General features: G+C 35.9%; 22 protein-coding genes and 1 tRNA gene. 4 read left to right on the top strand and 19 right to left on the bottom strand.

Annotation, left to right across the window (positions count from 1 at the left end; genetic code table 11):
• Positions 1-26 precede the first annotated feature (26 nt).
• The 12 genes from KUA55_RS04105 to map form a co-directional block, all read right to left on the bottom strand.
• On the bottom strand, positions 27-1241 hold the full coding sequence (locus KUA55_RS04105) for an EpaQ family protein (RefSeq protein WP_218324918.1): 1215 nt from the start codon (positions 1239-1241) through the stop codon (positions 27-29).
• Between the two features lie 14 nt (positions 1242-1255).
• A complete protein-coding gene (locus tag KUA55_RS04100) occupies positions 1256-3340 on the bottom strand; it encodes a DUF7657 domain-containing protein (RefSeq protein WP_218324917.1) in 2085 nt (694 codons plus the stop codon).
• On the bottom strand, positions 3288-4172 hold the full coding sequence (locus KUA55_RS04095) for a glycosyltransferase (protein WP_218324916.1): 885 nt from the start codon (positions 4170-4172) through the stop codon (positions 3288-3290). The genes KUA55_RS04100 and KUA55_RS04095 overlap by 53 nt, the downstream gene beginning before the upstream one ends.
• A 15-nt stretch (positions 4173-4187) precedes the next feature.
• Positions 4188-5036, bottom strand: coding sequence for a dTDP-4-dehydrorhamnose reductase (gene rfbD / locus KUA55_RS04090; protein ID WP_218324915.1), 849 nt, complete (start codon positions 5034-5036; stop codon positions 4188-4190).
• Between the two features lie 59 nt (positions 5037-5095).
• The gene (gene rfbB, locus KUA55_RS04085; RefSeq protein ID WP_218324914.1) at positions 5096-6124 is read right to left on the bottom strand and encodes a dTDP-glucose 4,6-dehydratase; all 1029 of its coding nucleotides are present in this window, start codon (positions 6122-6124) and stop codon (positions 5096-5098) included.
• A 10-nt stretch (positions 6125-6134) separates the two neighbouring features.
• On the bottom strand, positions 6135-6707 hold the full coding sequence (gene rfbC, locus KUA55_RS04080) for a dTDP-4-dehydrorhamnose 3,5-epimerase (RefSeq protein ID WP_218325433.1): 573 nt from the start codon (positions 6705-6707) through the stop codon (positions 6135-6137).
• A gap of 11 nt (positions 6708-6718) precedes the next feature.
• Positions 6719-7588, bottom strand: a complete 870-nt coding sequence (rfbA, locus tag KUA55_RS04075; RefSeq protein WP_218324913.1) for a glucose-1-phosphate thymidylyltransferase RfbA — start codon at positions 7586-7588, stop codon at positions 6719-6721.
• 73 nt (positions 7589-7661) lie between these two features.
• Positions 7662-8402, bottom strand: a complete 741-nt coding sequence (locus tag KUA55_RS04070) for a glycosyltransferase (RefSeq protein ID WP_218324912.1) — start codon at positions 8400-8402, stop codon at positions 7662-7664.
• Between the two features lie 12 nt (positions 8403-8414).
• A complete protein-coding gene (locus tag KUA55_RS04065) occupies positions 8415-9209 on the bottom strand; it encodes a glycosyltransferase family protein (protein ID WP_218324911.1) in 795 nt (264 codons plus the stop codon).
• Between the two features lie 14 nt (positions 9210-9223).
• A complete protein-coding gene (locus KUA55_RS04060) occupies positions 9224-10342 on the bottom strand; it encodes a glycosyltransferase family 4 protein (RefSeq protein WP_218324910.1) in 1119 nt (372 codons plus the stop codon).
• Between the two features lie 68 nt (positions 10343-10410).
• Positions 10411-11319 (bottom strand): YihY/virulence factor BrkB family protein, encoded by a 909-nt coding sequence (locus KUA55_RS04055; RefSeq protein ID WP_218324909.1) that lies wholly within the window; start codon positions 11317-11319, stop codon positions 10411-10413.
• Positions 11320-11337: 18 nt separating this feature from the next.
• On the bottom strand, positions 11338-12102 hold the full coding sequence (map, locus tag KUA55_RS04050) for a type I methionyl aminopeptidase (RefSeq protein WP_218324908.1): 765 nt from the start codon (positions 12100-12102) through the stop codon (positions 11338-11340).
• A 158-nt stretch (positions 12103-12260) separates the two neighbouring features.
• Here map and KUA55_RS04045 point away from each other — a divergent pair, with 158 nt between their 5' ends.
• Together KUA55_RS04045 and KUA55_RS04040 are read left to right on the top strand one after the other, a co-directional pair.
• Positions 12261-12704, top strand: a complete 444-nt coding sequence (locus KUA55_RS04045) for a flavodoxin (protein ID WP_218324907.1) — start codon at positions 12261-12263, stop codon at positions 12702-12704.
• A 24-nt stretch (positions 12705-12728) separates the two neighbouring features.
• Positions 12729-13964 (top strand): aminopeptidase, encoded by a 1236-nt coding sequence (locus KUA55_RS04040; protein WP_218324906.1) that lies wholly within the window; start codon positions 12729-12731, stop codon positions 13962-13964.
• A gap of 104 nt (positions 13965-14068) precedes the next feature.
• Here KUA55_RS04040 and KUA55_RS04035 read toward each other — a convergent pair whose 3' ends face one another.
• On the bottom strand, positions 14069-14440 hold the full coding sequence (locus KUA55_RS04035; RefSeq protein WP_218324905.1) for a YxeA family protein: 372 nt from the start codon (positions 14438-14440) through the stop codon (positions 14069-14071).
• A gap of 139 nt (positions 14441-14579) precedes the next feature.
• Between KUA55_RS04035 and KUA55_RS04030 the strand changes: the two genes are divergently transcribed.
• Positions 14580-15122, top strand: a complete 543-nt coding sequence (locus tag KUA55_RS04030) for a DUF3267 domain-containing protein (RefSeq protein WP_218324904.1) — start codon at positions 14580-14582, stop codon at positions 15120-15122.
• A 45-nt stretch (positions 15123-15167) separates the two neighbouring features.
• On the opposite strand, the gene KUA55_RS04025 is transcribed toward KUA55_RS04030, so the two are convergent.
• From KUA55_RS04025 to sfsA, 4 genes are all read right to left on the bottom strand, one after another.
• Positions 15168-15241 (bottom strand) — tRNA-Arg (locus KUA55_RS04025).
• A 52-nt stretch (positions 15242-15293) separates the two neighbouring features.
• Positions 15294-16445: a DEAD/DEAH box helicase gene (locus KUA55_RS04020; protein ID WP_218324903.1), complete on the bottom strand. Its 1152-nt coding sequence runs from the start codon at positions 16443-16445 to the stop codon at positions 15294-15296.
• A gap of 8 nt (positions 16446-16453) precedes the next feature.
• Positions 16454-17452, bottom strand: a complete 999-nt coding sequence (locus tag KUA55_RS04015; protein ID WP_218324902.1) for a Gfo/Idh/MocA family protein — start codon at positions 17450-17452, stop codon at positions 16454-16456.
• A gap of 16 nt (positions 17453-17468) precedes the next feature.
• Positions 17469-18197, bottom strand: a complete 729-nt coding sequence (gene sfsA, locus KUA55_RS04010) for a DNA/RNA nuclease SfsA (RefSeq protein ID WP_218324901.1) — start codon at positions 18195-18197, stop codon at positions 17469-17471.
• A 103-nt stretch (positions 18198-18300) separates the two neighbouring features.
• Between sfsA and KUA55_RS04005 the strand changes: the two genes are divergently transcribed.
• Entirely contained in the window at positions 18301-18672 is a 372-nt protein-coding gene (locus KUA55_RS04005) for a DUF4828 domain-containing protein (protein WP_218324900.1), read from the top strand.
• Positions 18673-18719: 47 nt separating this feature from the next.
• Here KUA55_RS04005 and KUA55_RS04000 read toward each other — a convergent pair whose 3' ends face one another.
• Both KUA55_RS04000 and gltB read right to left on the bottom strand, forming a co-directional pair.
• The gene (locus KUA55_RS04000; protein WP_218324899.1) at positions 18720-20159 is read right to left on the bottom strand and encodes a glutamate synthase subunit beta; all 1440 of its coding nucleotides are present in this window, start codon (positions 20157-20159) and stop codon (positions 18720-18722) included.
• A 2-nt stretch (positions 20160-20161) separates the two neighbouring features.
• A complete protein-coding gene (gene gltB / locus KUA55_RS03995; protein ID WP_218324898.1) occupies positions 20162-24646 on the bottom strand; it encodes a glutamate synthase large subunit in 4485 nt (1494 codons plus the stop codon).
• Positions 24647-24726 lie beyond the last annotated feature (80 nt).

Genomic DNA, 24726 nt, shown 5'->3' with positions numbered 1-24726 from the left:
TTACAAAATGTAAAAGTACAACTTTTTTATTTTCTTCTGCGATTTCGACGAGATGCTCTATTCCTAGGTAGACTAGATATATCACCTTTTTTGTTATCTGTTTTTAAGGCAAAACCTAACAATATAAATGTAACTGGAATCCAAAAAGCCGCCATTAATCCGTCTTCCATCGTTGATTGTAGCAATACACTAAAAAATGCGATTAGAAAGCCTGCTTGTAAGCTAGAAAAAGTTTTTTTGGAAACAACCGTCCAAACATTATATACAATAAAGCTTATTAACAAAATGAAACCAATTAGGCCATATTGTCCCAAAGTAGCATTATAGCTATTATGATGACCTAGAATTACACCACGACGGATAAAGACAAATGGTTTGGGTCCAACCAAAAAACTTTCAGCAGATTCGAAAAGTTTATGATAAAAAGACTGCCAAATTTCCTCTCTACCAGTAAATAAATCAATTTTTTCTGAATATGCCAAACAAAGAGAAACAGGAAAAATCAAAACTAAAAATCCTGTATAAATATCTTTTAAAATATTTTTTTTCTTGACGATTATCTCTTTTGGGCAGATATCAACTAAAACGAAAACTGTTAATGCAAAGAAAGCTGCCTGAGATTGAACAACCCAAAGACTTGATAGTCCAATTACGTATAGTAAATATACAATGGTTTGCGTCCATTTTATTTTCAGAGAATGCAATAACGGGACCATAATTAAAACTTGTGTCATCACTGAGGCACCAATTGTATTTGTATTGATCCAAATTTCTTGGGGCTTGTTTTTTCCAGACCAGATTGAAACCCCTTCTGTTACAGGTATCTCAGTAAATATCCGATAAACTGTAATCAATAAAAAGATACCAACAATTCCTAATAAAAAAATTCGCGCTGATTTATCAAACTCCGTATATTTTACATTTAAAACTGTAAAAATAATCAGTGCCAGAGCTGTATCTCGGAAGAAATTAGATTCTCTAAAGTTATTAAAAAATACAAAAAAGACAATTGAAAAAATAGCTAATAAAATCCATATAATATCAACACTTTTCATTTTTGCGAGATTGATAAAAATACCAATACTGGCCATAATAAACATGATTTGTTGCATCGAACTATATAATCCAAACATAAACTGATTACGGATACCAAAAGTCCAAAGTGAATAACACAGGATTATCATTCCAAATAATAGAACAATTGAAATTGTATTCATCTCTTTTGTAAATTTATTTCTCATAAAACGCTCCTACTTTAATAACTATAGTAGTTATATTGATTCTCATTCATGTTAATTTCTGGAATAGTGTTGCTTACTGGTGGTGTTTCAGGTGCTGCAGGTTCTTCTTCATTAAAAACTACACGATAGACTTTCCAACTTTTTTTACTAGAGCCCCCGTACATTTTTTCAAACTTGGCAAAACCAAAAGGTTCATATTGTTCCAACAAGCGACGGCTAACAATATATTTTACATTCAATTTTTTTACAGTTTTATAATTTATATTAACTGTCAAAGAATCTCGATTGGTTAATTTATAAGAAGTTTTTTCAGCAGTAAGATACGCACTAACATGTGCATATCGGTTATAGATTTTTTCATTTTTCCCTTTAGAATCCACGATATCCCACATTTCCATATCTGGATAAAAGCGTACACTATTTAAGGTGTGGACGCCCAACGCTGGAACAAAATTGTAAATTGATCCTTCTGATAACCACAAAGCATTGGGATCTTCTTGTTTAATTTTTAAAATTGCCTTAGCCAATTTACTCTCATAGATAGTATCGGTGCCTTTTACTATTGGGTTTACAAAAAAACCAGAAGCTACGGTCACAGCAATTAGTATAGGAGCTAACACTTTCATATTTTTACTTAAAATCAACCAAGTAACGAGTCCAAAAACTAAAACGGATATAATCATTTCCGGAATACTTAAATACCAATTGATATAAGAAGGATAAATTGTAGCAAAGCTTAACAACACTAATAAAAGAACTGTCAATGATCGAAGATAAATATTTAACTGCCGACTATCTAAAATCACACTAATAAACCAAAAAGTTATTAGCATTGATACAAAAGAAAAAGTTAACAATGCGCGATTGACCGGTACGTATGACAACAAAGTTAGTTCCGCTAAACCCTTTGGCAAGCCTACAGATATCCAAAAAAGAATAAAGAGAGCTGTAACAACTAAACTGGTTCCTAAATAGTTTTCCCGTCTAAATCTTTTTTTACGATAAAATATCGGTAGTAAAAAGATTGCAACAAAAAATAAATTATAGAACCGCGCTGCTTCAACTTGATTTCCGAAATTAATCGTTTTGAAAGGGAGTTTCCAATTGGTTAGAAACATAAATAATTGGAAGAAATCTAAATTGCCGCCAGTAGAAACACGGTGGCCTGGATATGTTGTGTTAAGTGTTGCTTCCAACGCTTCTTTTGACGTGCTATAAAAGTACAGCAGTACACCACCAACGATAGTTATAAAAAGAGCTACACTGATAGCTATAAAAATTGGATCTCTTAGTTCCTTTTTAAACTGTAAAATGACAGCAACTAACCAAAAAATCAACATATACGCGAAAATTACTTGATGCGCTGGAAAAATTACTAGGACAAATCCGATAGCACAAATACTACCCAATAGAACCATTAATAATTTTAGCCAACGTTTGGTCCATGGCGCAAAAAAGTAATAGACTGCCACCATAATTGCTATAGTAAAGAAAACCAAATCGCCTACATGTTGCATAAACCACCATTGAACAGCTGGTGCAAAGGTGATCATAAAACTACCTAAAGCAGACAGACCTTTTTTTCTTTTCGTTAAAATCATTAATAATTCGAAACTCAGCAAAAATAGCGCAATTAATTTAAAACCCCAATAAAATGATAATCCTCTATCCCTTCCTAAAAAAAAGAAGCCCCAGTTAAATGGTTTACCAATTGCTGTAATATCTTTAACCGGTGAATTATAAGCAATCACCATATTTTGGCCACTAAGTCCATAATTATCATTATTTAACGGATAATCCGCTTCCGCCTGAGATAAGTAGAAAGGTGTTTGAACCATCCATTCATCTGAACGCGCGCCGCGACTTTTACCAAAAATAATATCACTTGTTTTTTCATTGGAATCTTCAGACAAAATTTTATTCCATTCATTGATGGAACTACCATTTAAATTTAAAGAAACAATCAAAATGAGCAGTAATAGACCAATGACAAATCGTCCTTTAATTAAAATATTACCAATATTGGTAAAGTTATTTGTTCTGATTTTATTTTTTTTTCGACTTTTTCGTCTCGATCGATGCTGTACTTCTGCTTCCATTGACTTCCTCCAAAAAAATTAAAAAATAACGAAATGTTAACTTTGCAAAAGAAAAGCGTCCTTTAATTAGATGTTTCATTACACGTAATAATAACTGCTTGGAATAAGTTTTAGCAAGCTTTGTTTGATATTTAGAAAAATATTTAGTTTCTGCGTTAAGAATACTCTGATAACGAACAAGCGAGACTTGCTGATAATTAAGAACAGATAAGTCATGTTGCAAATCGGTATCAATAATTTCTATTTCTTTTCCTTCTGCAAAAATTTCCCATGATAACCAGTGATCTAAATAATCTAGAGGAAATTCTTCATTATAACCATTAATCTCTTTTAAAAATTCCACTTTAACTGCCGTACCAGAATTTATTACCATAATATTTTGAAGATAAATTTGATTTGGTGCAATTTTTTTTTCCTTTAATGGTCTTAAAGTATTACTGCTTACCGGTGAAATTTGTTGCTCTCCATTCTGAATAATTGGAGCTATCGCGACAATCGTATCAGATACTTGCTTTTGATTTTCAATCATTAAAGCTAAATATTCTGCAGTCACTACGGTATCTTGATCAAAAGTTATCAGCCAATCAATTTTATCTTTGGAAAAATTCAGAGCATAATTATAAGCTTTTGCCAGCCCAACATTCTCTTCGCTATGCATGTATGTAAATTGAGCCGGTAAATCATTAGGACAATAAGTTTTTGGACTATTATCAAATAAAATAATTTCCGCTAACTCAGGATAGGATTTTTTTGAGAGAAGATGTTTTAAACTATTAACCGTAGTTGATTCTTGATAAGTAACACCATATAAAACAACTACAATATTAAACATCTTCTCACCTCTTTTTTACTTATTATTTCCTTCTAAAGCAATGAACTGTGACAGAGCTTCTTGCCAAGTCGGAATCTTAAAACCTAACGCTTCAGCTTTACTTAAATCCATAACAGAATATTGTGGACGAGTCGCTTTTTGAGGATATTCTGCCGATGTGACTGGTTGTACATCTACGTCAGTATCTTTTAAAATTTCTTTCGCAAATTCATACCATGAACAGCTATTTTCGTTAGATAAATGATAAATACCGTAATCAGCATGTTTTTCAATAACAAAATGCATGAATTCAGCCAATGTTCTAGTCCACGTCGGACGGCCGAATTGATCATTCACAACCGTTAATTTGTCATGGGTTTCAGCTAATTTTTGCATGGTGAAAATAAAATTGTGTCCATATAAACCAAACACCCAAGAAGTTCGAATAATGTAATATTTATCCATAATTTCTTGAACAGCTTGTTCACCTAATAATTTTGTTCGACCATATTCGCTTAGTGGATTTTTGGCATCATCTTCTTTATACATACCATCTTTTTTCTTACCATCAAAAACGTAGTCCGTTGAAATATAGACCAATGTTGCATCTACAGCTTTTGCTGCTTCAGCTACATTACGGGTACCCTCGACATTAATTTTTTCATCTAGTTCTTTGCCTTCTTCTTCAGCTTTATCCACTGCTGTGTAGGCAGCACAATGATAAATTAATTCAGGTTTTAAATCGCTGATATATTTTAAAGTGCCCTCTTTGTCTGTAATATCTAAATCATGAGCATCCGTAGAAATGTAATCAACATTTTTTTCATCCAATAATTTTCTTAATTCAGTACCTAATTGGCCATGGCCTCCAGTAATTAAAATCATTTTCAATTCTCCTCTCAAAAAAAGGCAGGAAATCCCGCCCTCAGCAAAACGTTCATTTATTATTGACCATTTTTTGCATAACTGTTTTCAACAGCTTCTTTTTCTGCAATCCACCAGTCTTTATTGTCTGTGTACCATTGAATCGTATCTTTTAGGCCACTCTCAAAATTCGTAAATTCTGGTTGCCAGCCTAATTCTTCTCTTAATTTTGTTGAATCAATCGCATAACGTAAATCATGTCCCGCACGATCTGTAACGTGATCATAAGCATCTTTTGGTTGACTCATTGCAGTCAAAATCATTTCCATCACTGTTTTATTATCCTCTTCGCCATCAGCACCGATTAAATAAGTCTCACCAATTTCTCCTTTTGTCAGGATTGTCCAAACAGCTGAAGAGTGGTCGTTTGTATGGATCCAATCACGAACATTTTTACCTTCACCATAAAGTTTGGGTTTAATTCCCATTAAAACATTGGTAATTTGACGAGGAATAAACTTCTCAATATGTTGGTAAGGACCATAATTATTTGAACAATTTGAAATCGTTGCTTGTAATCCAAACGAGCGAACCCATGCGCGTACTAATAAGTCTGAGCCAGCTTTAGTTGATGAATACGGACTAGATGGATTATATGGCGTTTTATCAGTGAATTTTTCACCCTCACCTTCACCATGTCCTGGTAAATCTTCTCTTAATGGTAAATCTCCATAAACTTCATCTGTTGATACGTGATGGTAGCGAACCTTGTATTTCCGGCAAGCTTCTAATAATACATACGTCCCAATTAAATTGGTTTGCACAAAAGGAAATGGATCTTTTAATGAATTATCATTGTGAGATTCCGCTGCGTAATGGACAACTGCATCAGTTTTAGCCACCAATTGATCTACCAACTCAAAGTCAGCAATATCACCAACAACTAATTCAACACGATCTTTCGGTAAGCCAGCCAAATTGGCTTCATTACCTGCATAAGTCAATTTATCCAAAACAGTCACGTGAACATCTGGATGATTTTTTACCACATAATGTACAAAGTTTGAGCCAATAAAACCAGCACCACCAGTAACAATAATGTTTTTCATAATTTTCTCCTTAAATTTCACCATAGATGAAAGGATTTTCTGATTCAAATTCTTTCAATGTTGGGTGTTTTTGATCTTTTTCTGAAGTGATTGCTTTATCAATATCAATCGGCCAGTCAATTCCTAATTCAGGATCATTAAAAGCGATTCCACCATCGGCTGCTGCATCATAATAATTATCACATTTATACAAGAAATTCACATTCGGCGTCAAGGTAGCAAATCCATGGGCAAAGCCACGAGGAACTAACAATTGACGATGATTATGTTCAGATAAAATATACCCTTCTGATTTACCGTAAGTTGGACTCCCTTTACGAATGTCCACAATAACATCTAGAACAGCACCAGTAACAACTCGAATTAATTTGGTTTGAGCAGATTGTCCTTTTTGAAAATGCAATCCGCGAACCACTCCCGCTTCTGTTGATAAAGAGTGATTATCTTGAATAAAATCAAAATCAATACCTGCTGCCTTGAAATCTTCAGCTGAGTAACTTTCGGTAAAGAAACCACGATGATCACCAAACACAGCTGGTTCAACGATTAAAACGTCTGTTAAATTAGTTTTTGTTACTTTAATTTTTCCCATGATTAACCCTCTTCTGCTAAACGTAACATATATTGTCCATATTGATTTTTTTTCAATGGTTGTGCTAATTTAATTAATTGTTCACGACTGATATAACCCATCCGGTAAGAAATTTCTTCCAAACAAGCCACTTTTAAATTTTGTCGTTTTTCAATGGTTGAAATAAAAGTAGATGCCTCTAATAATGATTCATGGGTTCCAGTATCTAACCAAGCAAAACCACGACTCATCACCTCGACAGATAATTTGTTGCGTTTTAAATATTCCTTATTCACATCAGTAATTTCTAATTCACCACGAGGAGATGGTTTAATATTTTTTGCAATTTCTACGACATCATTGTCATAAAAATATAAACCAGTCACTGCATAATTTGATTTGGGTTCTTCAGGTTTCTCTTCAATTGAGATTGCCTGCATATCAGCATCAAATTCAACTACTCCAAAACGTTCTGGATCGTTCACATGATAACCAAAAACAGTAGCACCTTCAGTCAGCTCAGCTGACCGTTGTAACATTCTAGATAAGCCATCACCATAATAAATATTGTCTCCTAGAACTAGACAAACACTGTCATCACCGATGAACTCTTCACCAATAATGAAGGCTTGTGCCAAACCATCTGGGCTTTCTTGAACAGCATATGAAAGATTGATTCCTAATTCATTGCCATCACCGAATAAATCTTCAAATCTCGGTGTATCTTGTGGCGTTGAGATAATCAAAATATCTTTTATTCCTGCTAACATTAAAGTGGACATTGGATAATAAATCATTGGTTTATCATAAACCGGCATTAGTTGTTTTGAAGTTGCTTTAGTTAATGGATACAAGCGTGTACCGCTTCCGCCTGCTAAAATAATTCCTTTCATCGAAACGCTCCTAACTTTTTTCTGTAATACATACTCTGCAATTATACACGATTTCCTTATCGAAACAGATATATTAATGATTTTTTTTAAATTCTCTTATTCTTTGTCTAACTAATTTTAGTGCTTGCCAACGCCAGATAAATTGTTGCTTTTTATTCGCTGTCGTTTTAATTTCAGAAACATTAAAATCATGGCGACGATAATAAACCAATTTTTCTGGAATAAATTGAACCCCTTTTTGACTATCTGCTAATAAACCGATCCACATGTCATGCATTGGGACATCCGTAGGTATTGGTAAAATCAATTGGGTTAAGCTTTTACGAAAAGCCATCCCCGCACCAATATAGCTGCTTCGAATCAGATTTGCCCAAAAGCCATTTTTGGTATGACGCATTTTTTGATAACTACTGATTACCTCGTTAAAATCATTATCGACAATCATTAAATCTGAAATAATGACTGTCTTGTCTGGTGCTTTTGCGAAGTACTCCTTTGTAACTGCAACTTTTTCAGTTGCCCAAACATCATCTTGATCAGATAAAAAGATCAGTTCATTTTGGCTGCGAGAGATAGCATTCTCAAAATTTTTAGTCAATCCTTTTTGTGGGTTCAAATGAAGCTGAATTCTCGTGTCTTCTTGTTGTCGCTTTGTTAAATAATCCCAAGTACCATCTGTTGAATGATCATCAGAAATAATTAACTCGTCAGTTTCGGCTAATTGAGGAAGAATACTATTTAATTGTGCTTCTATAAAGTGAATGCCATTATAGGTTGCCATACAAACAGAAATTGAAAAATCTTTTTTGTTCATGTGGTATCTCCTTTAAAAAAATTTCCAGCCCCACTTGCCAAAGTATTTTCCCATGGAGGACATAAAAATACGAAATAATTTCCGACTTTTGACAGCTCCTCTTTCATAGAGATGCGTGACAGTATAGCGAGGGGTATATAATATTTTATAATTCATTGCCTCCATTTTTCGGCATAGATCATTGTCTTCAAAATACATGAAATAACGCTCATCGAAACCTGATACCTCTTGAAACTTGGTTAAATCAACCACCATAAAACTACCTGAGATCATCCGCACATAGCTATCATGATCATCAGGCAAATCGCGACATTCAAAACGATGTAAACGCCTCTGAAAGATTTTTTTGATAAATTTGAAAGGAATAAAGCGTAGCATAAAATCAAAAACATCGAGACGATTGCGTATTAAATATTGCGTAGTACCATCTTGATTCAATATTTTTGGCGCTACCATAGCTAATTCTTTTTCACTTTTTAACAGATCCACTAAAGCTGACAGATTATTTTCTTCAATAATAATGTCTGGATTAAAAATAATTGCTGTACCATTTTCTGTCATCAAATTGCGGTTATGCCCAAAGCCAAAGCCTTTGTTTTCCGGATAAAAATCAATTGAAATAAAAGGATAGGTTAAATACTTGCTTAATTTTTTTTTGTATTCTTCATTAGATCCATTATCGAAAATTTTAATGTGTAAATTTGTAGAGCCCATCTTTTCTATTAAGGAGTCTAAACTTAGAAATATTTTATCACTGTTATGGGTGACGATGCTCACAGTCGCCAAGGGTTGGTCATACATCTTCATTTGTATTCCTCTGCTTATTTTTTAAAATATTTATTGATGACTTTTACACGATAATCTTTGTTACCAAAAAAATGAAAGGTCTTTGTAATAAAACTGTATTTAGGACTGATTAGACCAATTAGTTCCAATAAGAAAGCAATCGCAAACCCCATCACAACAATTAAAACAACAGTACCTACACCACTCATATAATTAATCAAAAGTGCAGTAAAAGAAAACAGAACTGCAATTGCATAAATTGTCAGTACTGCACCCCGATGTGTAAAACCTAAGTCTAATAAGCGATGATGCAAATGCTGTTTATCAGCAGCTGAAATTGGCATGTTTTTGGCTTTTCTGCGAACCATTGCAAAAAATGTATCGGTTACTGGCACACCTAAAATCATTAATGGTGTAACCAAAGTAATGAACGTAACATTTTTTAGACCTTCTAGTGATAAAACAGCAATCATAAAACCTAAAAAAAGCGCTCCCGTATCACCTAGATAAATCTTTGCAGGATGAAAATTATAAGGAAAAAAACCTATGATGCTAGCTACTAAACAAAATATAGCTAACGAAATAAAAGTTGTCGATTCATGTAAAAAGAAATAACCAATGACACCAATTGTCGTCAAACCAATAATTGAAACACCTGATGCCAATCCGTCTAAACCATCAATTAAATTCACTGCATTAGTAATACCAAATATCCAGAAAATAGTGACGGGTAGGCTGAGCCAGCCCAAATTAATATGACCTAAAATAGGTACGGTAAAAAAATTAAAACGAATATCTGCTACAAAATAAATCACTAACGCCGCCAATAAAATGCCCAGACTTTTTTGCCGTGGTGACAATTCAAAGCGGTCATCCAACAGTCCAGTGATGACAATAATTAAGCCACCTAGTAAAATCGGTACAATATAGGACGCTGGTATAAAATTTTTAAATAAAACTAAAGTTGAAATCATAAAGGTAATAAAAATCGGCAAGCCGCCCCCACTAGGCATTGGGACTTTATTAATCCTTCGAGCATTTGGTTTATCCACCATACCTGTCTGTACCGAAATAATTTTAAAAATCGGAGTCAGTATTAGTGCAATTAAAAAAGTTAAAAAATAACGAATAATAATTCCCAATGAAATGAACATTTTGCCACCTACCTTTTTTCTCAAAAATCATTATATCTCAATAATAAGTCAATACAAGGAAGTTTTTATTATTTGTTTTTATTTTTTAGATAATCTAAAAACTTCTTAAAACGATTACTGCCCTTTTGAACTTGTTTTCCAGTGTGTAGTTCTTCAAATGTGACGTTTAAGATGCCACCCAAAATGACAATTGCTGCAGCTAAATTTAACCAGAGCATTAACACGATGAAGGACCCAATGATTTGATACCCAGAAACACTGCGGGCAAAAGTTCTAGCATATAATCCAAACCCCTGAGCTAAAATAAGCCATCCAACGGTTGCAAAAATGGTTCCTGGAATCGTATAGCGAATTCTCACTTTTGCATTGGGAATGACACTGTAGATTACACTAATAATTACAAGCAATCCTAATGATGTAATTGGCCATCGTAACGTCAAGAAGGTTTCAATATACTCTTTTGGAAATTGTAAAAGCGGTTGTAATAAATCTAGTAGCACCTGTCCGACACTGAAAAACAAGGCTACGGCAATAATCGCCATCATCAATATACCAACCATTCCGACAGAAACAATCCGACTAATTACAAAATTCCCACGATCTTCTACACCATAGGCACGATTCAAGGCTGTCTGCATTGCATTAATTCCTTTTGATGAAGACCATAATGCAGCTATAACGGAAATAGATAACAAACCTCCAGAATTATTAGACAACAAACCTTCGATTGCTGGTCGTAAAAACTGATAAATTGTCAATGGGATAACTTCTTTTAAATAAGGTAACACAGTACTAGGAGTGATATTTAAATAAGGTAATAAATTGCCTACCACAATTAAAAGTGGAAAAAAAGACAGCAACAAATAATAGGCGACCACAACTGATCGATCGCCTATTTCAGCATCTGCTACATGCTTTTGGAAAGAAGTAATAAATTTTTTCAACTCATTCTTTTTTTCATTTTCATCTAACGCCATGTTATATCCTCGTTATTATTAATAAGTACCTTCTTCTCCTTGAGAAGTTAGTATTCTTGGTCCTTGTTTAGTAATCGCTAAAGTATGCTCATACTGACAACTCCAAGAACCATCTCTTGTATAGGCAGTCCAACCATTCGGATCCATTTTCATTTGCCATTCACCAACGTTAATCATTGGTTCGATTGTAATAACCATACCTTCTTTTAAGCGCAAACCTTTCCCAGCTTCGCCATAATGAGGAATCGCTGGTTCTTCATGGATCGTTGGACCAATACCGTGACCAACAAAATCTCTAACAACAGAAAAACCTTCGCCTTCTGCGTAAGTTTGAATAGCATGACCGATATCACCGATTCGATTACCAACTTGAGCTTGTTCGATACCTAAATACAAAGATTTTTTAGTAACATCCATTAATTTTTGAATCACAGGATTTGCTTCACCCACAACGTAAGACCAGCATGAATCAGACATAGCCCCTTTATATTCAACACACATATCAACTTTTAATAGATCACCAGTTTTTAAAGTTTTTTTACGTGGAAATCCATGGCAAATTTCATCATTAATACTAATACAAGTGGCATATTCATAACCTTCAAATCCGATCTGAGCAGCAATTGCACCTCGATCTTCAATAAATTTTTTTACAAATACTTCAATATCCCAGCTACTAATACCTGGTTTAATAAAATTTCTTAAGTGACGATGAACATCGGCTAAAATTTCGCCCGATTCGTCCATCATTTCAATTTCTCTTGCTGATTTTAATGTAATCATTACTGTCTCGTCTCCTTTTTCACTGTCTCATTTTAACATAACCAATAAAGCGGGACAAACCGAAAGAAATTCCCACAACAAAAGTTATCTTTTATTTACACCACCCTTTCTGCTTGCTATAATTTTAATAGATCGTTCCTTAAGGAGGAAGTTATCATATGACCGTTGCAAAAATTGTTTTTGCTAGTTTAACAGGGAATACTGAAGAAATTGCTGATGTTGTTGCCGAAACCCTTGAAGACCTTGCGATTGAGGTTGAAATGGAAGAGGTCGGCGCTGTCGAGGCCGAAGACTTTGAATCCGCTGACATCTGTATCGTCGCCACTTACACTTACAGCGAAGGCGACTTGCCAGAAGAAATGAAAGACTTTTATGAGGAATTGCAAGAATTAGATTTAACTGGAAAAATATATGGTGTCGTGGGTTCTGGCGATACTTTTTATAAAAATTTTGCTACTAGTGTGAACCGTTTTGAAGAGGCTTTTGAAAAAACTGGTGCAATCAAGGGTGCTGATTTTGTTAAAGTCGATACAAACGCCGAAGAAGAAGATATTCAAAACCTAGAAGCTTTTGCCAAAAAAATTGCCGCAGTGGCGAATTAATCTATAAAATTGGAGGAATTAACAATGGTTTTATCTTATTTTGATGAATTGCTAAAAAAATACGCACGTTTAATTACAAAAGTCGGCGTAAATGTTCAGAAAGGAGATACAGTGATTGTTTATGCTAGTGTTGACCAGGCACCCTTAGCCCGACTAGTCACAAAAAATGCCTATGCACTTGGTGCCGATGAAGTCCAAGTTCAATGGAACGATGACACCATCCAGAGAGAATTTTTAACCCATGCTAGTGCTGAAAAAATTGCGACGATTCCAGATTACAAAAAGGCTGAAGCAGATGATTTTGCCGAAAAACGTGTCACACGAATCAGTATCATCTCTCAAGATCCCGATGCGTTAGCTGGAGTAGATAATAGTAGAGTCGCAACTTATCAAGCGGCACGTGGGAAAGCCCTACAAGCAGTCATGCAAGCAACACAATCGAATAAATTACGCTGGACGGTTGTTGCTGCGGCAAGTCCTGCATGGGCAAAAAAAGTCTTTCCAAATATTGAGGGTCAAGAAGCGCAAGTGGACGCATTATGGGATGAAATTTTCAAAACAACTTGGATTTACAGTGACGATCCTGTTGCAGCGTGGCAAGAACACGACCAAACAATGCGAAACCAAGCAGAAAAATTAAACAAAGAGCAATTTTCTGCCCTTCACTACACAGCACCAGGAACGGATATTGTGATTGGTTTACCGAAAAATCATATCTGGGAAGGAGCCGGTTCGTTTGCGGCAGATGGTAAAGAATTTATGGCGAATATGCCAACGGAAGAAGTCTTTACCGCTCCAGATAAAAATCGAATTGATGGTTACATCACTAGTACAAAACCATTAAGCTATGCTGGTAACACTTTAAACAATATGAAATTTACTTTCAAAGCTGGTAAAGTTGTTGATTTTTCAGCTGAAAGTGGTGAAGAAGTTCTTAAATCGTTACTAGAAATTGAAGGAGCCGATTCTCTAGGTGAGGTTGCCTTAGTCCCAGATCCGTCACCAATTTCTCAATCTGGTATTACATTCTACAATACTTTATTTGATGAAAATGCTTCAAACCATTTAGCACTAGGTGCTGCTTATCCATTTAGTGTCAAAGATGGTACTGAAATGTCTGAAGAAGAATTAAATCAAGCTGGTTTAAATAGTAGTCAAACCCATGTAGACTTTATGGTTGGCTCAGCAGAAATGTCAATTGACGGCATTCGCGAAGACGGCTCATTTGTCCCAATTTTTAGAAACGGCGACTGGGCTTAATTATTAAAAATATTGGAAATGTTGTTCAAAGTAGCTCCGTCGATACTAGTTTTTATCAATAAGAAAAGCTGATCAATGTAATTAATTTTACATTGATCAGCTTTTTAATTGATTTGCTCTAAAGCAGCGGCAGGGACTTCTGCTTGATTGACTTCTTGATAAGTCTCCACGTGAGCGCCTTTGTTGGTTAATTTTAAATAACGATTTTCTTTTAGTGTCGACAAGCCGTTAAAGGAAATCTGTCTGGTTTTTCCATTTGAGTCAGCAGCTAATTGTTGATAACTGGCCGTTCCATATTCATTCACAGTATCTGGAGCTTTAGTTCTAACATAAACTTCTCCTTTTTGAACTAATGGATTTAATTGGTCAAAGATAGCCGCTGCTTCGTTTGAACTTCCTTTAGTAAAAAAAACACCACCTACACAAACTAAAAACATTATAACGACCAGTGACAATATACCTTTAATAAATTTCATTTATTTTCCTCCTCCGATAAGAATAATTTACCTGAGTTGAATCATTAATTATTCCGTCTTAAGTCTCAATTTTTACTTACAGCTTTGTCACTTTAAAGATTACTTATGTTATAGTAATAAAAAAAAATGGAGGTTTTGGATGAAGTTATATCGAGAAGTTGATATATTAAACAATAAAAAAGCCATTATTCTGTTGAATATCGGCTCTATTCTTTTATCTTTTATTGTAGGTACACTTTTTTTGATCCTTACAAGCTTTATCAGTCAACGACAAAGTCTATCTAGCGAGATTTCTTTTCCGATGCTTTTGTTTGCTCTAGTGTTGCTTTTTCTTTGTTTAGTCCTCCATGAAGCGATTCACGGTTTGTTTTTTAAAATGTTTCAGCCACAAGGAAAAGTCAATTTCGGTTTTAAAAATGGGATGGCTTATGCTACCAGTCCTGGCTCTTTTTATTCACGAAAACAATTTTTTATTATTGCCATCTCTCCATTTATTATTGTTTCTCTTTTATTGGTAGTTGCCTTTGCTTTAAATATGCTATCTTTATTTGTCTTTCTGTTTTTAGCCACCATCCATGGTAGCGGCTGTATCGGTGATTTTTATTATATTGTTTTGATTTTAAAAGCACCAAAAGGGAGTTTAATTGAAGATACACCTATTGGAATTAGTTTCTATAAATAAAAAAAGAGTTGAATTGAGTTTTCTCACTCAATTCAACTCTTTTTACGTCCTCGGCCGGAATTGAACCGGCGACCTATCGCTTAGGAGGCGATTGCTCTATCCTGCTGAGCTACGAGAACAACTGCTTTTTATTTTAGCCATTTCAACTAATTAAAGCAAGTTGGTTAACAATTATTTTTGACCTTTTTTCTTTTTTTTAGTTTTTTCAATTTTTTCAGGTCTTTCTAAAACAAGACCACCACCATGAACGAAAACCTCTGTGAAGTCCAATCCCAATTGTTTTTTTATTTTTCGCAAATCACTTTCTTCATGGGAAGCGATTAAAGAAATGACCATGCCGCTTTGACCCATTCGACCCACACGACCTGAACGATGTAAATAACTTTCCTTAGTGATTGGGAAATCGGCATTAACAACAATTGGTAATCCGGAAATATCCAATCCACGACTACCGACATCGGTAGTTAACAAGCCATTTATTTGATGTTTTTTAAAAGCCGCCAAAGCATCTTTTCTGGCGGTCTTAAATTGATCAGAAGCTAAACTAGCAATTGGTAATTTGTGGAACAACAATTTTTCTTCAGCAACGCCTAACTCACTGACTTGATTAAAGAAAATCAAGCCCCAAAATTCAGGCATATTTAATAAACGTCTTAAGACATCAACTTTTTTTCGTTGATTGGTTGTAATAAAGTAATGAGCAACTTCACCTTGACTATCATCTATTTTAGTTACGTCAATAATCTTTACTTCATCATCAAGCTGTTGAATTTCTTCAACAACCGCTTGTGCCGTGGCTGAAAAATAAAGACGTTGCACTTGGTTGTCACTAGCTTTCAGAATATTTTTAATCAATTGTAAGCTTTGTCCCGTTAATAATTGATCGACTTCATCAAAGACGATAGTTTTAAAATTTTGGGCTTTGAGTTTACGGCTCTGAATTAATTCATAGACACGACCGGGCGTCCCAACCAGTAATTCAGGTTTTTTCTTCAACGCTTCTTGCTGACGTTTAACATTGGCGCCACCAATTAAGCTTTGGACTTTCATACCTGAACCAACTAACCATTCTCGGGCAACATTGACAACTTGCATCGCCAATTCTTGAGATGAAGTCAGAATTAATATTCGCCCCATTTTGCCATTTTCTAATTGGTTCATTAACGGCAATAAATAAGCTAAGGTTTTTCCGCTGCCAGTTGGTGCAATGCCAATAATATTTTCACCACTTGTGATTGGTTCAAACACAGCTGCTTGAATCTTTACTGGTTGATCAAAACCAGCTTGTTCCCAATTTGTTTGTAAAAAATCTTTTAATTCCATAATTCCCTCTATTTCTGATCAGCATCAAAGACGATGCCGGCACTTTTTCGTAAATCGTATAATACTTGGTTAACATTTCGAGCTAGTTCAACCCATTCTTGATACAATTCACCCAATTCAACATCTTTAGGATGATTCATAATTTTGGCAAAATCTAACGCTTCTTCAATCATTGGATTTTCCAGTGATTGGAGCGAAATTTCTTCAACAGATTTATCGTGACGATGGAAGGCTGCTTGATTAATTGAATTAATTGCATTTAAGACCAGTGTTCCCTCATCCAAATAAATTTCTGATTTTTGATAGCTATCACTAATTTTTCCAGTTCGAATCGATACATCAAACGTCTCATAACGTAAAATTGCAAAACCAATTCCATCCACATCAGTAGCAATCTTTTGACTAAAATAATGACTTTCTCTCGGCATACCAAACCATGCAATAGCTGCATAAATCGGATAAACACCCAAATCCATAACTGCACCACCAGAAAAATGAGGTGAGAAAATATTTGGTTCTTCTCCAGCTAAGACTAAATCATAGCGAGAAGAGTATTTCATAAAACTTAAATCAGCCCCGATTATGTGGTCATTATCAGGCAATCGGTTGGTAATAGCTTTGAAGGATTCTTCATGAATATTTCTTGCTGCTTCAAAAAAGAAGACGCGCTTTTGATTAGCTAAATGAACCAATTCTTCAAATTCGGTTGGATTGGAAAAAGCGGGCTTTTCGACAATGACATTTTTCCCCGCCAAAACTGCTTGCTTTGCTTGGGGAAAATGTAAACTATTCGGTGAAGCAATATAAACAGTATCAATAGCTAAATTAAAGAACGTGGTCAGATCATCAGCATATTCAATCTTTCCAGCATATTTTTCGCCAAATTTTTTTGCTGTTTCTAATTCTCTTGAATACACTGCTTTTAAGTGATATTTTTTTGATTCCAAAGCTGCCTCTACAAATTGATCTGTAATCCAATTCGTACCAATAATACCTAGTTTAATCATATTCATCCGCCTTTCATTAATTGGGATCATTAAAATTCTGATATAAATTAAATGGAACTTCGTGATCAACCTCAATTGTATCAGGACTTACTTGGCAATTATACGCCAAAACAACTACCCCATTTTCTTGTGCTTGAGCCATCGTTTCCGCTAATGCCGGCTGCATCTCACGATGAATTGTTGCAACTGTTACTTTTGGAAATTGGACAATAAAAAGTAGATAACTGAAGTAACCTGCGACTTTTGCATGTATCAATTCATTGACATGTTTTAGCCCTCGTATCGTTGGTGCATCTGGAAAGGCACCGATTCCTTGATTTTCCAAGGTCATTCCTTTAACTTCCACAAAGCCTTTTTCAGCATGATCAGTTTCAAAATAAATATCGAATTTACTTTGTTGGTAACGATACTCTCGTTTTAATAAAGTAATATTTCCTTTTAAACCGGGTAATTTTATTTGCCTATTCAAAATCGCTTCAGCTGCTAATGCATTAGGAATTTGCGAATCAATATTAATCCACATTTCCTCTTTCTTTACCGCAACTAAGTCATAATCAGTTTTCCGAGTTGCCGCTGGTTGATAGTTTAAAGCTACCAGCGCATCTACTAAGAAAACTTCCTTGCCACGTCCAGTATTTTTTACATGGGCAACGACGATTTCTCCAGTTTCACTTAAGCGACAATGAGCAATGAAACGATTGGGGCGATCAATAAAGTATGCTAATTGGATATTTGAATATTGCAAGCTTTCTCATTCCTTTAACAACAAACTCCTGCTTAAGTCTGATAGTCATTTTTTTTATTTTGCGGTATAGTATTGATAAAGATTTTTGAAAGGAGTTCCTGACATGCGTAACCGTTGGCCATTATTTCTCTCGGCTTCTTTGGCTGCTTTTTTTTTAGGAAAAAAAGTTTTAAAAAAAGAACCGCAAAGTGCACCTAATCTAAGCGATATTTCCGGTACTTATACCGGCACTTGGCAATTTTCCAATCCAAAAGAACAGACCCAACACGAGCTGACAATTTATCCTGACTTCTCTATCAAAATTGATGGGCGAGACTTAAAATATCAAATGATTGAGTTAACTGCGGAAAAATTTGCGATGCAGGATCCTTTAGGCTACCACCTCGTTATTTCAACTAATGATGGTCAACCCGCTGCCATTTATGATGAGGCCGATGACATTACCTTACCTATTATACCCTTAAAAGAAAACTAAAGGCAAAAAAGCCGAAACGAATTTTTACTTTTCGTTTCGGCTTTTTTTTATTGATAAACTAATGTGCGTAACATTTGATCTACTTGTTCAGCTGCTTTACGACCTTCACGAATGGCCCAGATAACTAGGCTTGGACCTCGTTTAGCATCGCCGGCAACATATACTCGTTCATTATCGGTTGTATAATCTTCGTATACTTCATGAACATCAAAACCTTCTAATAATCGTTGTTCTGGTCCAGTAAAGCCCATTGCTAATAAAACTAAATCTGCTTTCATCACTTGTTCAGTACCAGCAATTGGTTGGAATCGATTATCTACTTCAGTTGTTTCAATCGCAATGACTTGACCGCGTTCAGCGCCAATAAAAGCAGTAGTTGAAGTCGCATAATAAGTTAATTGACCTTCTCCTGTAGCCAAAGCTTCTTCTTGACCGTAACCTGTTCGATCGGTCATTGGATACTCTGGCCAAGGGTTATTATCCACTCTTTCAGCTGGTAATTTGGGGGTGATTTCCAATTGTTTAACAGAAGCTGCCCCTTGACGAATGGCTGAGGCGATACAGTCATTTCCGGTATCACCACCACCAATAACAATTACGTGTTTACCTGCCAATTTTTTACTGGTTGCATCTTTGCCATATTTTAAAACATCTTTTGTCACTTCTGATAAGTAATCTACAGCAAATTCAATCCCTTTTAATTGACGACCGTCTGCTGGTAAGTCTCGAGGAACTGTTGCACCACTAGTTATAATGACACGATCAAAAGCTGTTTGTAAATCCTCTGGGCTAATGTCGACACCCACTTCAGTATTTACCTCAAATTTAATACCGCAATCTTCCATTACTTGGATCCGTCTATTCACAACGTCTTTATCCAATTTCATATTAGGAATCCCATACATTAATAATCCGCCAGGTCGATCATTTCTTTCAAAAACAGTCACTTGATGACCCAATTGGTTTAAACGCCAAGCCGCTGATAATCCTGCTGGCCCAGAGCCTACGATAGCCACTTTAAAATTAGTACGATTTTCTGGTTTTCCAGTCGCTTCTACCCAACCATTTTCAAAAGCGGTATCAATAATAAATCGTTCATTGTCATGAATTGCCACACCTGAACCATTTAAACCTTCAGTACAAGATTTTTCACAAGGAGCTGGACAGACACGCCCAGTCATTTCTGGAATAGGATTGGTTGCTACTAAACGTTCAAATGCTTTTTTAAACTCACCGCGGAAAACCAAATCATTCCACTCAGGAATTAAATTATCATTGGGGCAACCTGAAACTGCACGTTTACCGCCATAAAACACACCGGTATGACAAAATGGAATACCGCAATTCATACAACGAGCTGCTTGTTCTTTTCGCTCTTCAGTGCTAAGAGGGACTTGTAATTCTTCCCAATCAGTAATTCGTTCATCTACTGGGCGATAAGGATTATCTTTTCTTGGATACTTTAAAAAGCCAAATGGATCTGCCATAATTATTGCCCCTTTCCAGCCGGTGCTGTTTGCTCACCGACAACTTCCACGAAGGCTTTTTCTAGTAACTCATCACCACTTAAGCCTGTTTTTGCTAATTGTTCTGTTACATCGATCATTTCATGATATTCTCGAGGATAAACTTTCACAAAATGTTGTTTTTGATTATCCCAATCATTTAATAATTCTGCCGCTTTCAAGGAATCAGTATAGGCCAAATGATTTTGAATTATTTCTTTTAAGATACTATCATCGCCAGATTCATCTAATTTGTATAAATCCACCATTTCCATATTACATTTACCAGGGAACACATTATCTGGATCATAAATGTAAGCTACGCCACCAGACATACCTGCGGCAAAATTACGTCCAGTTGAGCCTAATATCACCGCGACTCCGCCAGTCATATATTCACACCCATGTTCGCCAACACCTTCAACCACAACATTTGCACCAGAATTTCTAACACAGAAACGTTCTCCGGCACGACCACGGAAAAAAGCTTCTCCACGATTGGCACCAAAACAAGCCACATTTCCAACGATTTGAGAATGCTCTACATCATAACCGGCATCAGCTGGTGGAACAATAATTAAACGTCCTCCACTCAATCCTTTAGCAACATAATCATTAGCTTCACCAATTAATTTCAGCTCCATTCCTTGTGTAATAAATGAAGCGAAACTTTGACCGGCAATGCCATGATAAGTATATTTTAATTGTCCCGGTGTTAATTCATAATTACCAAATCGTTCAGCAATCCAGCCACCCATTCTTGCTCCGACTGTCCGACTGACATTATTAATTGCTTGTTCAACTTCAACAACCTCACCATTTTCAATTGCCGCTGTTGCAAAGCTATCCAATTCTTTCCATTGACGTTTTTCTTTAAAAGGATCTTCAACTTTCCGTTCAATCCCAACAGATGTCGATAGCATCCGAGAAAAATCAAGTGATTTTGCTTTACCCTTAGCAACAAAACGTGGTTGCAATACTTCTGTATGACCAATCATTTCATCAATACTTCTGAAGCCTAATTCTGCCATGATTTCTCTTAAATCTTCTGCTAAAAACATCATCATATTGATAACATGTTCTGGCTTACCAACAAAGAATTTTCGTAATGCCGGATTTTGGGTAGCCACCCCGACAGGACAAGTATTTAATGAACAAACCCTCATCATGACGCAACCAATTGAAACCAATGCCAAAGAGGCAAAACTATATTCTTCTGCTCCTAACAAAATTGCCATCGCAATATCGCGGCCAGTCATCAACTTGCCATCAGTTTCTAAAGTCATTCTTTGACGTAAATTATTCATAGCTAACGTCTGATGCGCTTCCGCCAAGCCCATTTCCCAAGGCAGGCCTGCATCACGAACAGAATTTCTTGGAGAAGCACCGGTTCCACCATCATAACCAGAAATAACTACGATATCTGCGCCAGCTTTCACCACACCAGTAGCAATTGTGCCGACACCAGTGCTAGAAACCAATTTCACATTAATTTTTGCGTAAGGATTAATTGTTTTTAAATCATGAATCAACTGTGCTAAATCCTCAATTGAATAAATATCGTGATGAGGTGGTGGTGAAATTAAACGTACTCCTGGCGTTGATCCGCGGATTTCAGCTACCCAAGGAAAGACTTTATTCCCTGGTAATTGACCACCCTCACCGGGTTTTGCACCTTGGGCCATTTTTATCTGTAATTCTTCGGCACTCATTAAATATTCTGCATTCACACCAAAACGTCCAGAAGCAACTTGTTTAATTTTTGAATTAAAATTGCGACCATCGGCTGTTGGTTTAAAACGATTGCGATTTTCGCCACCTTCACCACTGTTTGATTTTGCGCCAATCGCGTTCATCGCTTCAGCTAAACATTTATGGGCTTCTTCACTTAATGAACCATACGACATCGCACCAACTTTAAAACGTTTCACAATATTTTTCGCTGGTTCAACCTCAGATAATTTTACGGCTGGACGAGTAGAGTTGAATTCCCACATTGAACGTAATGTCGTAGGTGTTTCAATACTAGTATCATCCATTTCTTTCGTATACTCTTTAAATAATTGATAATCTCCTGCACGAACTGCTTTTTGGAAATTATAAATTGTTGTTGGATTGTATAAATGATGCTCGCCATCTGCTTTATATTGGAATGATCCGCCAGAAGGTAAAAAATCAGCTTGCTTCACACCATATGCTGCTTCATGGCGTTTTAGATATTCAGCTTCAATTTGATTTAATGATAAGCCACCCAGACGGCTAGCTGTTCCAGTGAAATAAACATCTGTCACTGACGTTGAAATACCTACTGCTTCAAATAACTGTGCGCCATGGTAACCAGCAATCGTTGAGATTCCCATCCGAGACATCACTTTTACGATACCTTTTTCGCAGGCCTTACGATATTTTTCTGCATTTTGTGCTAAATCAAAATCGTGTAAAGTAGCATAAGCCCCATACGGATGAACTGCCGAAGCACCATAACCAATCAATGTAGCGAAATGATGGACTTCACTAACTTCTGCCGCATCGACAACTAGACTTGTTTGTGATCCTTTACCACGCCGAACTAAATGATTGTGTAAGCCTGAAACAGCTAATAAGATCGGTATTGCCATTTTTTCTGGTGCAGTTTCTCGATCACTTAACACAATAATTGTAGCACCATCATCCACCGCAGCTTCCGCTTTTTTAAACATTTGGTCTAACGCATCTTCTAGATCACTTTCCTTAATCGAATAAGTGGTGGAGACAGTCACTGTTCGTTGACCATCTTCATTTAAAGTGGTTATTTTTTGGAAATCTTCTGTTGATAAAACGGGACTTTCAATTTTTAATTTACGGCAATTTGCAGCTGTATCAATTTTCACATCGCTATCACAACCAAGAAACATTTCAGTTCCGATAACCAGTTGTTCACGAATCGCATCAATCGGTGGATTTGTTACTTGAGCAAATTGTTGTTTAAAATAAGTAAATAAGGATTGAGGCTTTTCACTTAAAATGGCTAATGGAGAATCAAAGCCCATTGAAATAACTGGCTCTTCACCATTCTCAGCCATCGGCACAATTAAACCGCGAATAATATCGTCAGTGTAGCCATTTAATTTCCATAGTCTTTGTAATTCTTTTTCATCCATTTGATTTGTTGGGACTTCATCTGTCGAAAGATCAGAAATTTCTAAACGATTTTCTGTCAACCAAGTGCTATAATCATTTTTTTCAGCATAGTGGGCTTTTATCTCGTCGTTACGCAAAAATTTTCCGTTAACGGTATCCACTAGAATCATGTTTGCTGGTCCTAAAACACCTTTTTCAATTATGTTTGAAGGTTCAAAATCAATTACGCCAGATTCTGAAGCCACTTGGACATACCCATCTTTAGTAAACAAATAACGAGAAGGTCTTAAACCATTTCTATCTAAAAAGGCACCCACAGTTTCTCCATCAGTAAAACATAAAGCAGCTGGACCATCCCATGGTGCCATGAAACTCGCATTATATTCATTAAAGGCTGTTAATTCTTCACTTAAATTTGCTTCTTTTGACCACGCTTCTGGAACCATCATTAATAACGCTTGAGGAATATCACGACCATTACGGTACAAATATTCCATACAGTTTTCTAACTTCGCTGAGTCAGAATCTTCTTCATTATATACTTCTATTCCGTGGCTCTTCATCCAATTTTCTGCGCCTCGTAAGGTATTGATTTCTCCGTTATGAGCTAAGAAGCGGAAAGGCTGTGCCCGATCCCAGCTGGGAAAAGTATTGGTTGAAAATCGTGAATGAACAACTGCTATACTTGCTTCATAATCAGCTTCTTTTAAATCATTGTAAAAAATACCTACTTGATAAGCATGTAGCATTCCTTTATGAACGATTGTTTTAGCAGATAATGAACAGATTGCTAATTCATCATGATTAAAAGTTTTTTCTAGCTGGCGACGAATCGTGTATAGTTTATCTTCAAAGATTCGTCCTGCAGGAACATCTAACGGTCTTTTAATGAAGACTTCCACAAAGCTAGGCATTACTTTTTGCGCGCCAGGACCGCAATTTTCATACTGAAAAGGGACATCTCTCTGCCAGATTACTGGATAACCAGCTTCTTGAATGTCTTTTACAAGAGCTTGTAGTAAACCATCTTTTTGTTTAGGCTCTTGAGGTAAAAAGAACATTCCCACGGCGTAATCGCCAATTTTTGGAAGAGATACGCCAGCATCATTTGCTACTCTGCGGAAAAATCTGTCAGGAATTGTTGACAAGATCCCAGCACCATCACCAGTATCTGGCTCAGCGCCTGTCCCACCACGATGGTTCATTCGTTTCAACATCGTTAATGCGTGTTCGACTAATTCATGAGAGGCTTTCCCCTCGATTTGGGCAATAAAACCCATTCCACAGGCATCTTTTTCAAAAGATGGATCATACATGGTTTGTGTTTTAGCAATTTGCTGACTTAACATTAGACACCAATCCTTATTATTTTTTGAAAATTCTCATTTCTTTTTAATATACTACCTGTTTTATAATATTTAGGCAATAC

The sequence above is a fragment of the Enterococcus alishanensis genome (assembly GCF_019218635.1).
Taxonomy (GTDB): domain Bacteria; phylum Bacillota; class Bacilli; order Lactobacillales; family Enterococcaceae; genus Enterococcus_A; species Enterococcus_A alishanensis.
This window is presented reverse-complemented; position numbering and strand designations above follow the sequence as displayed.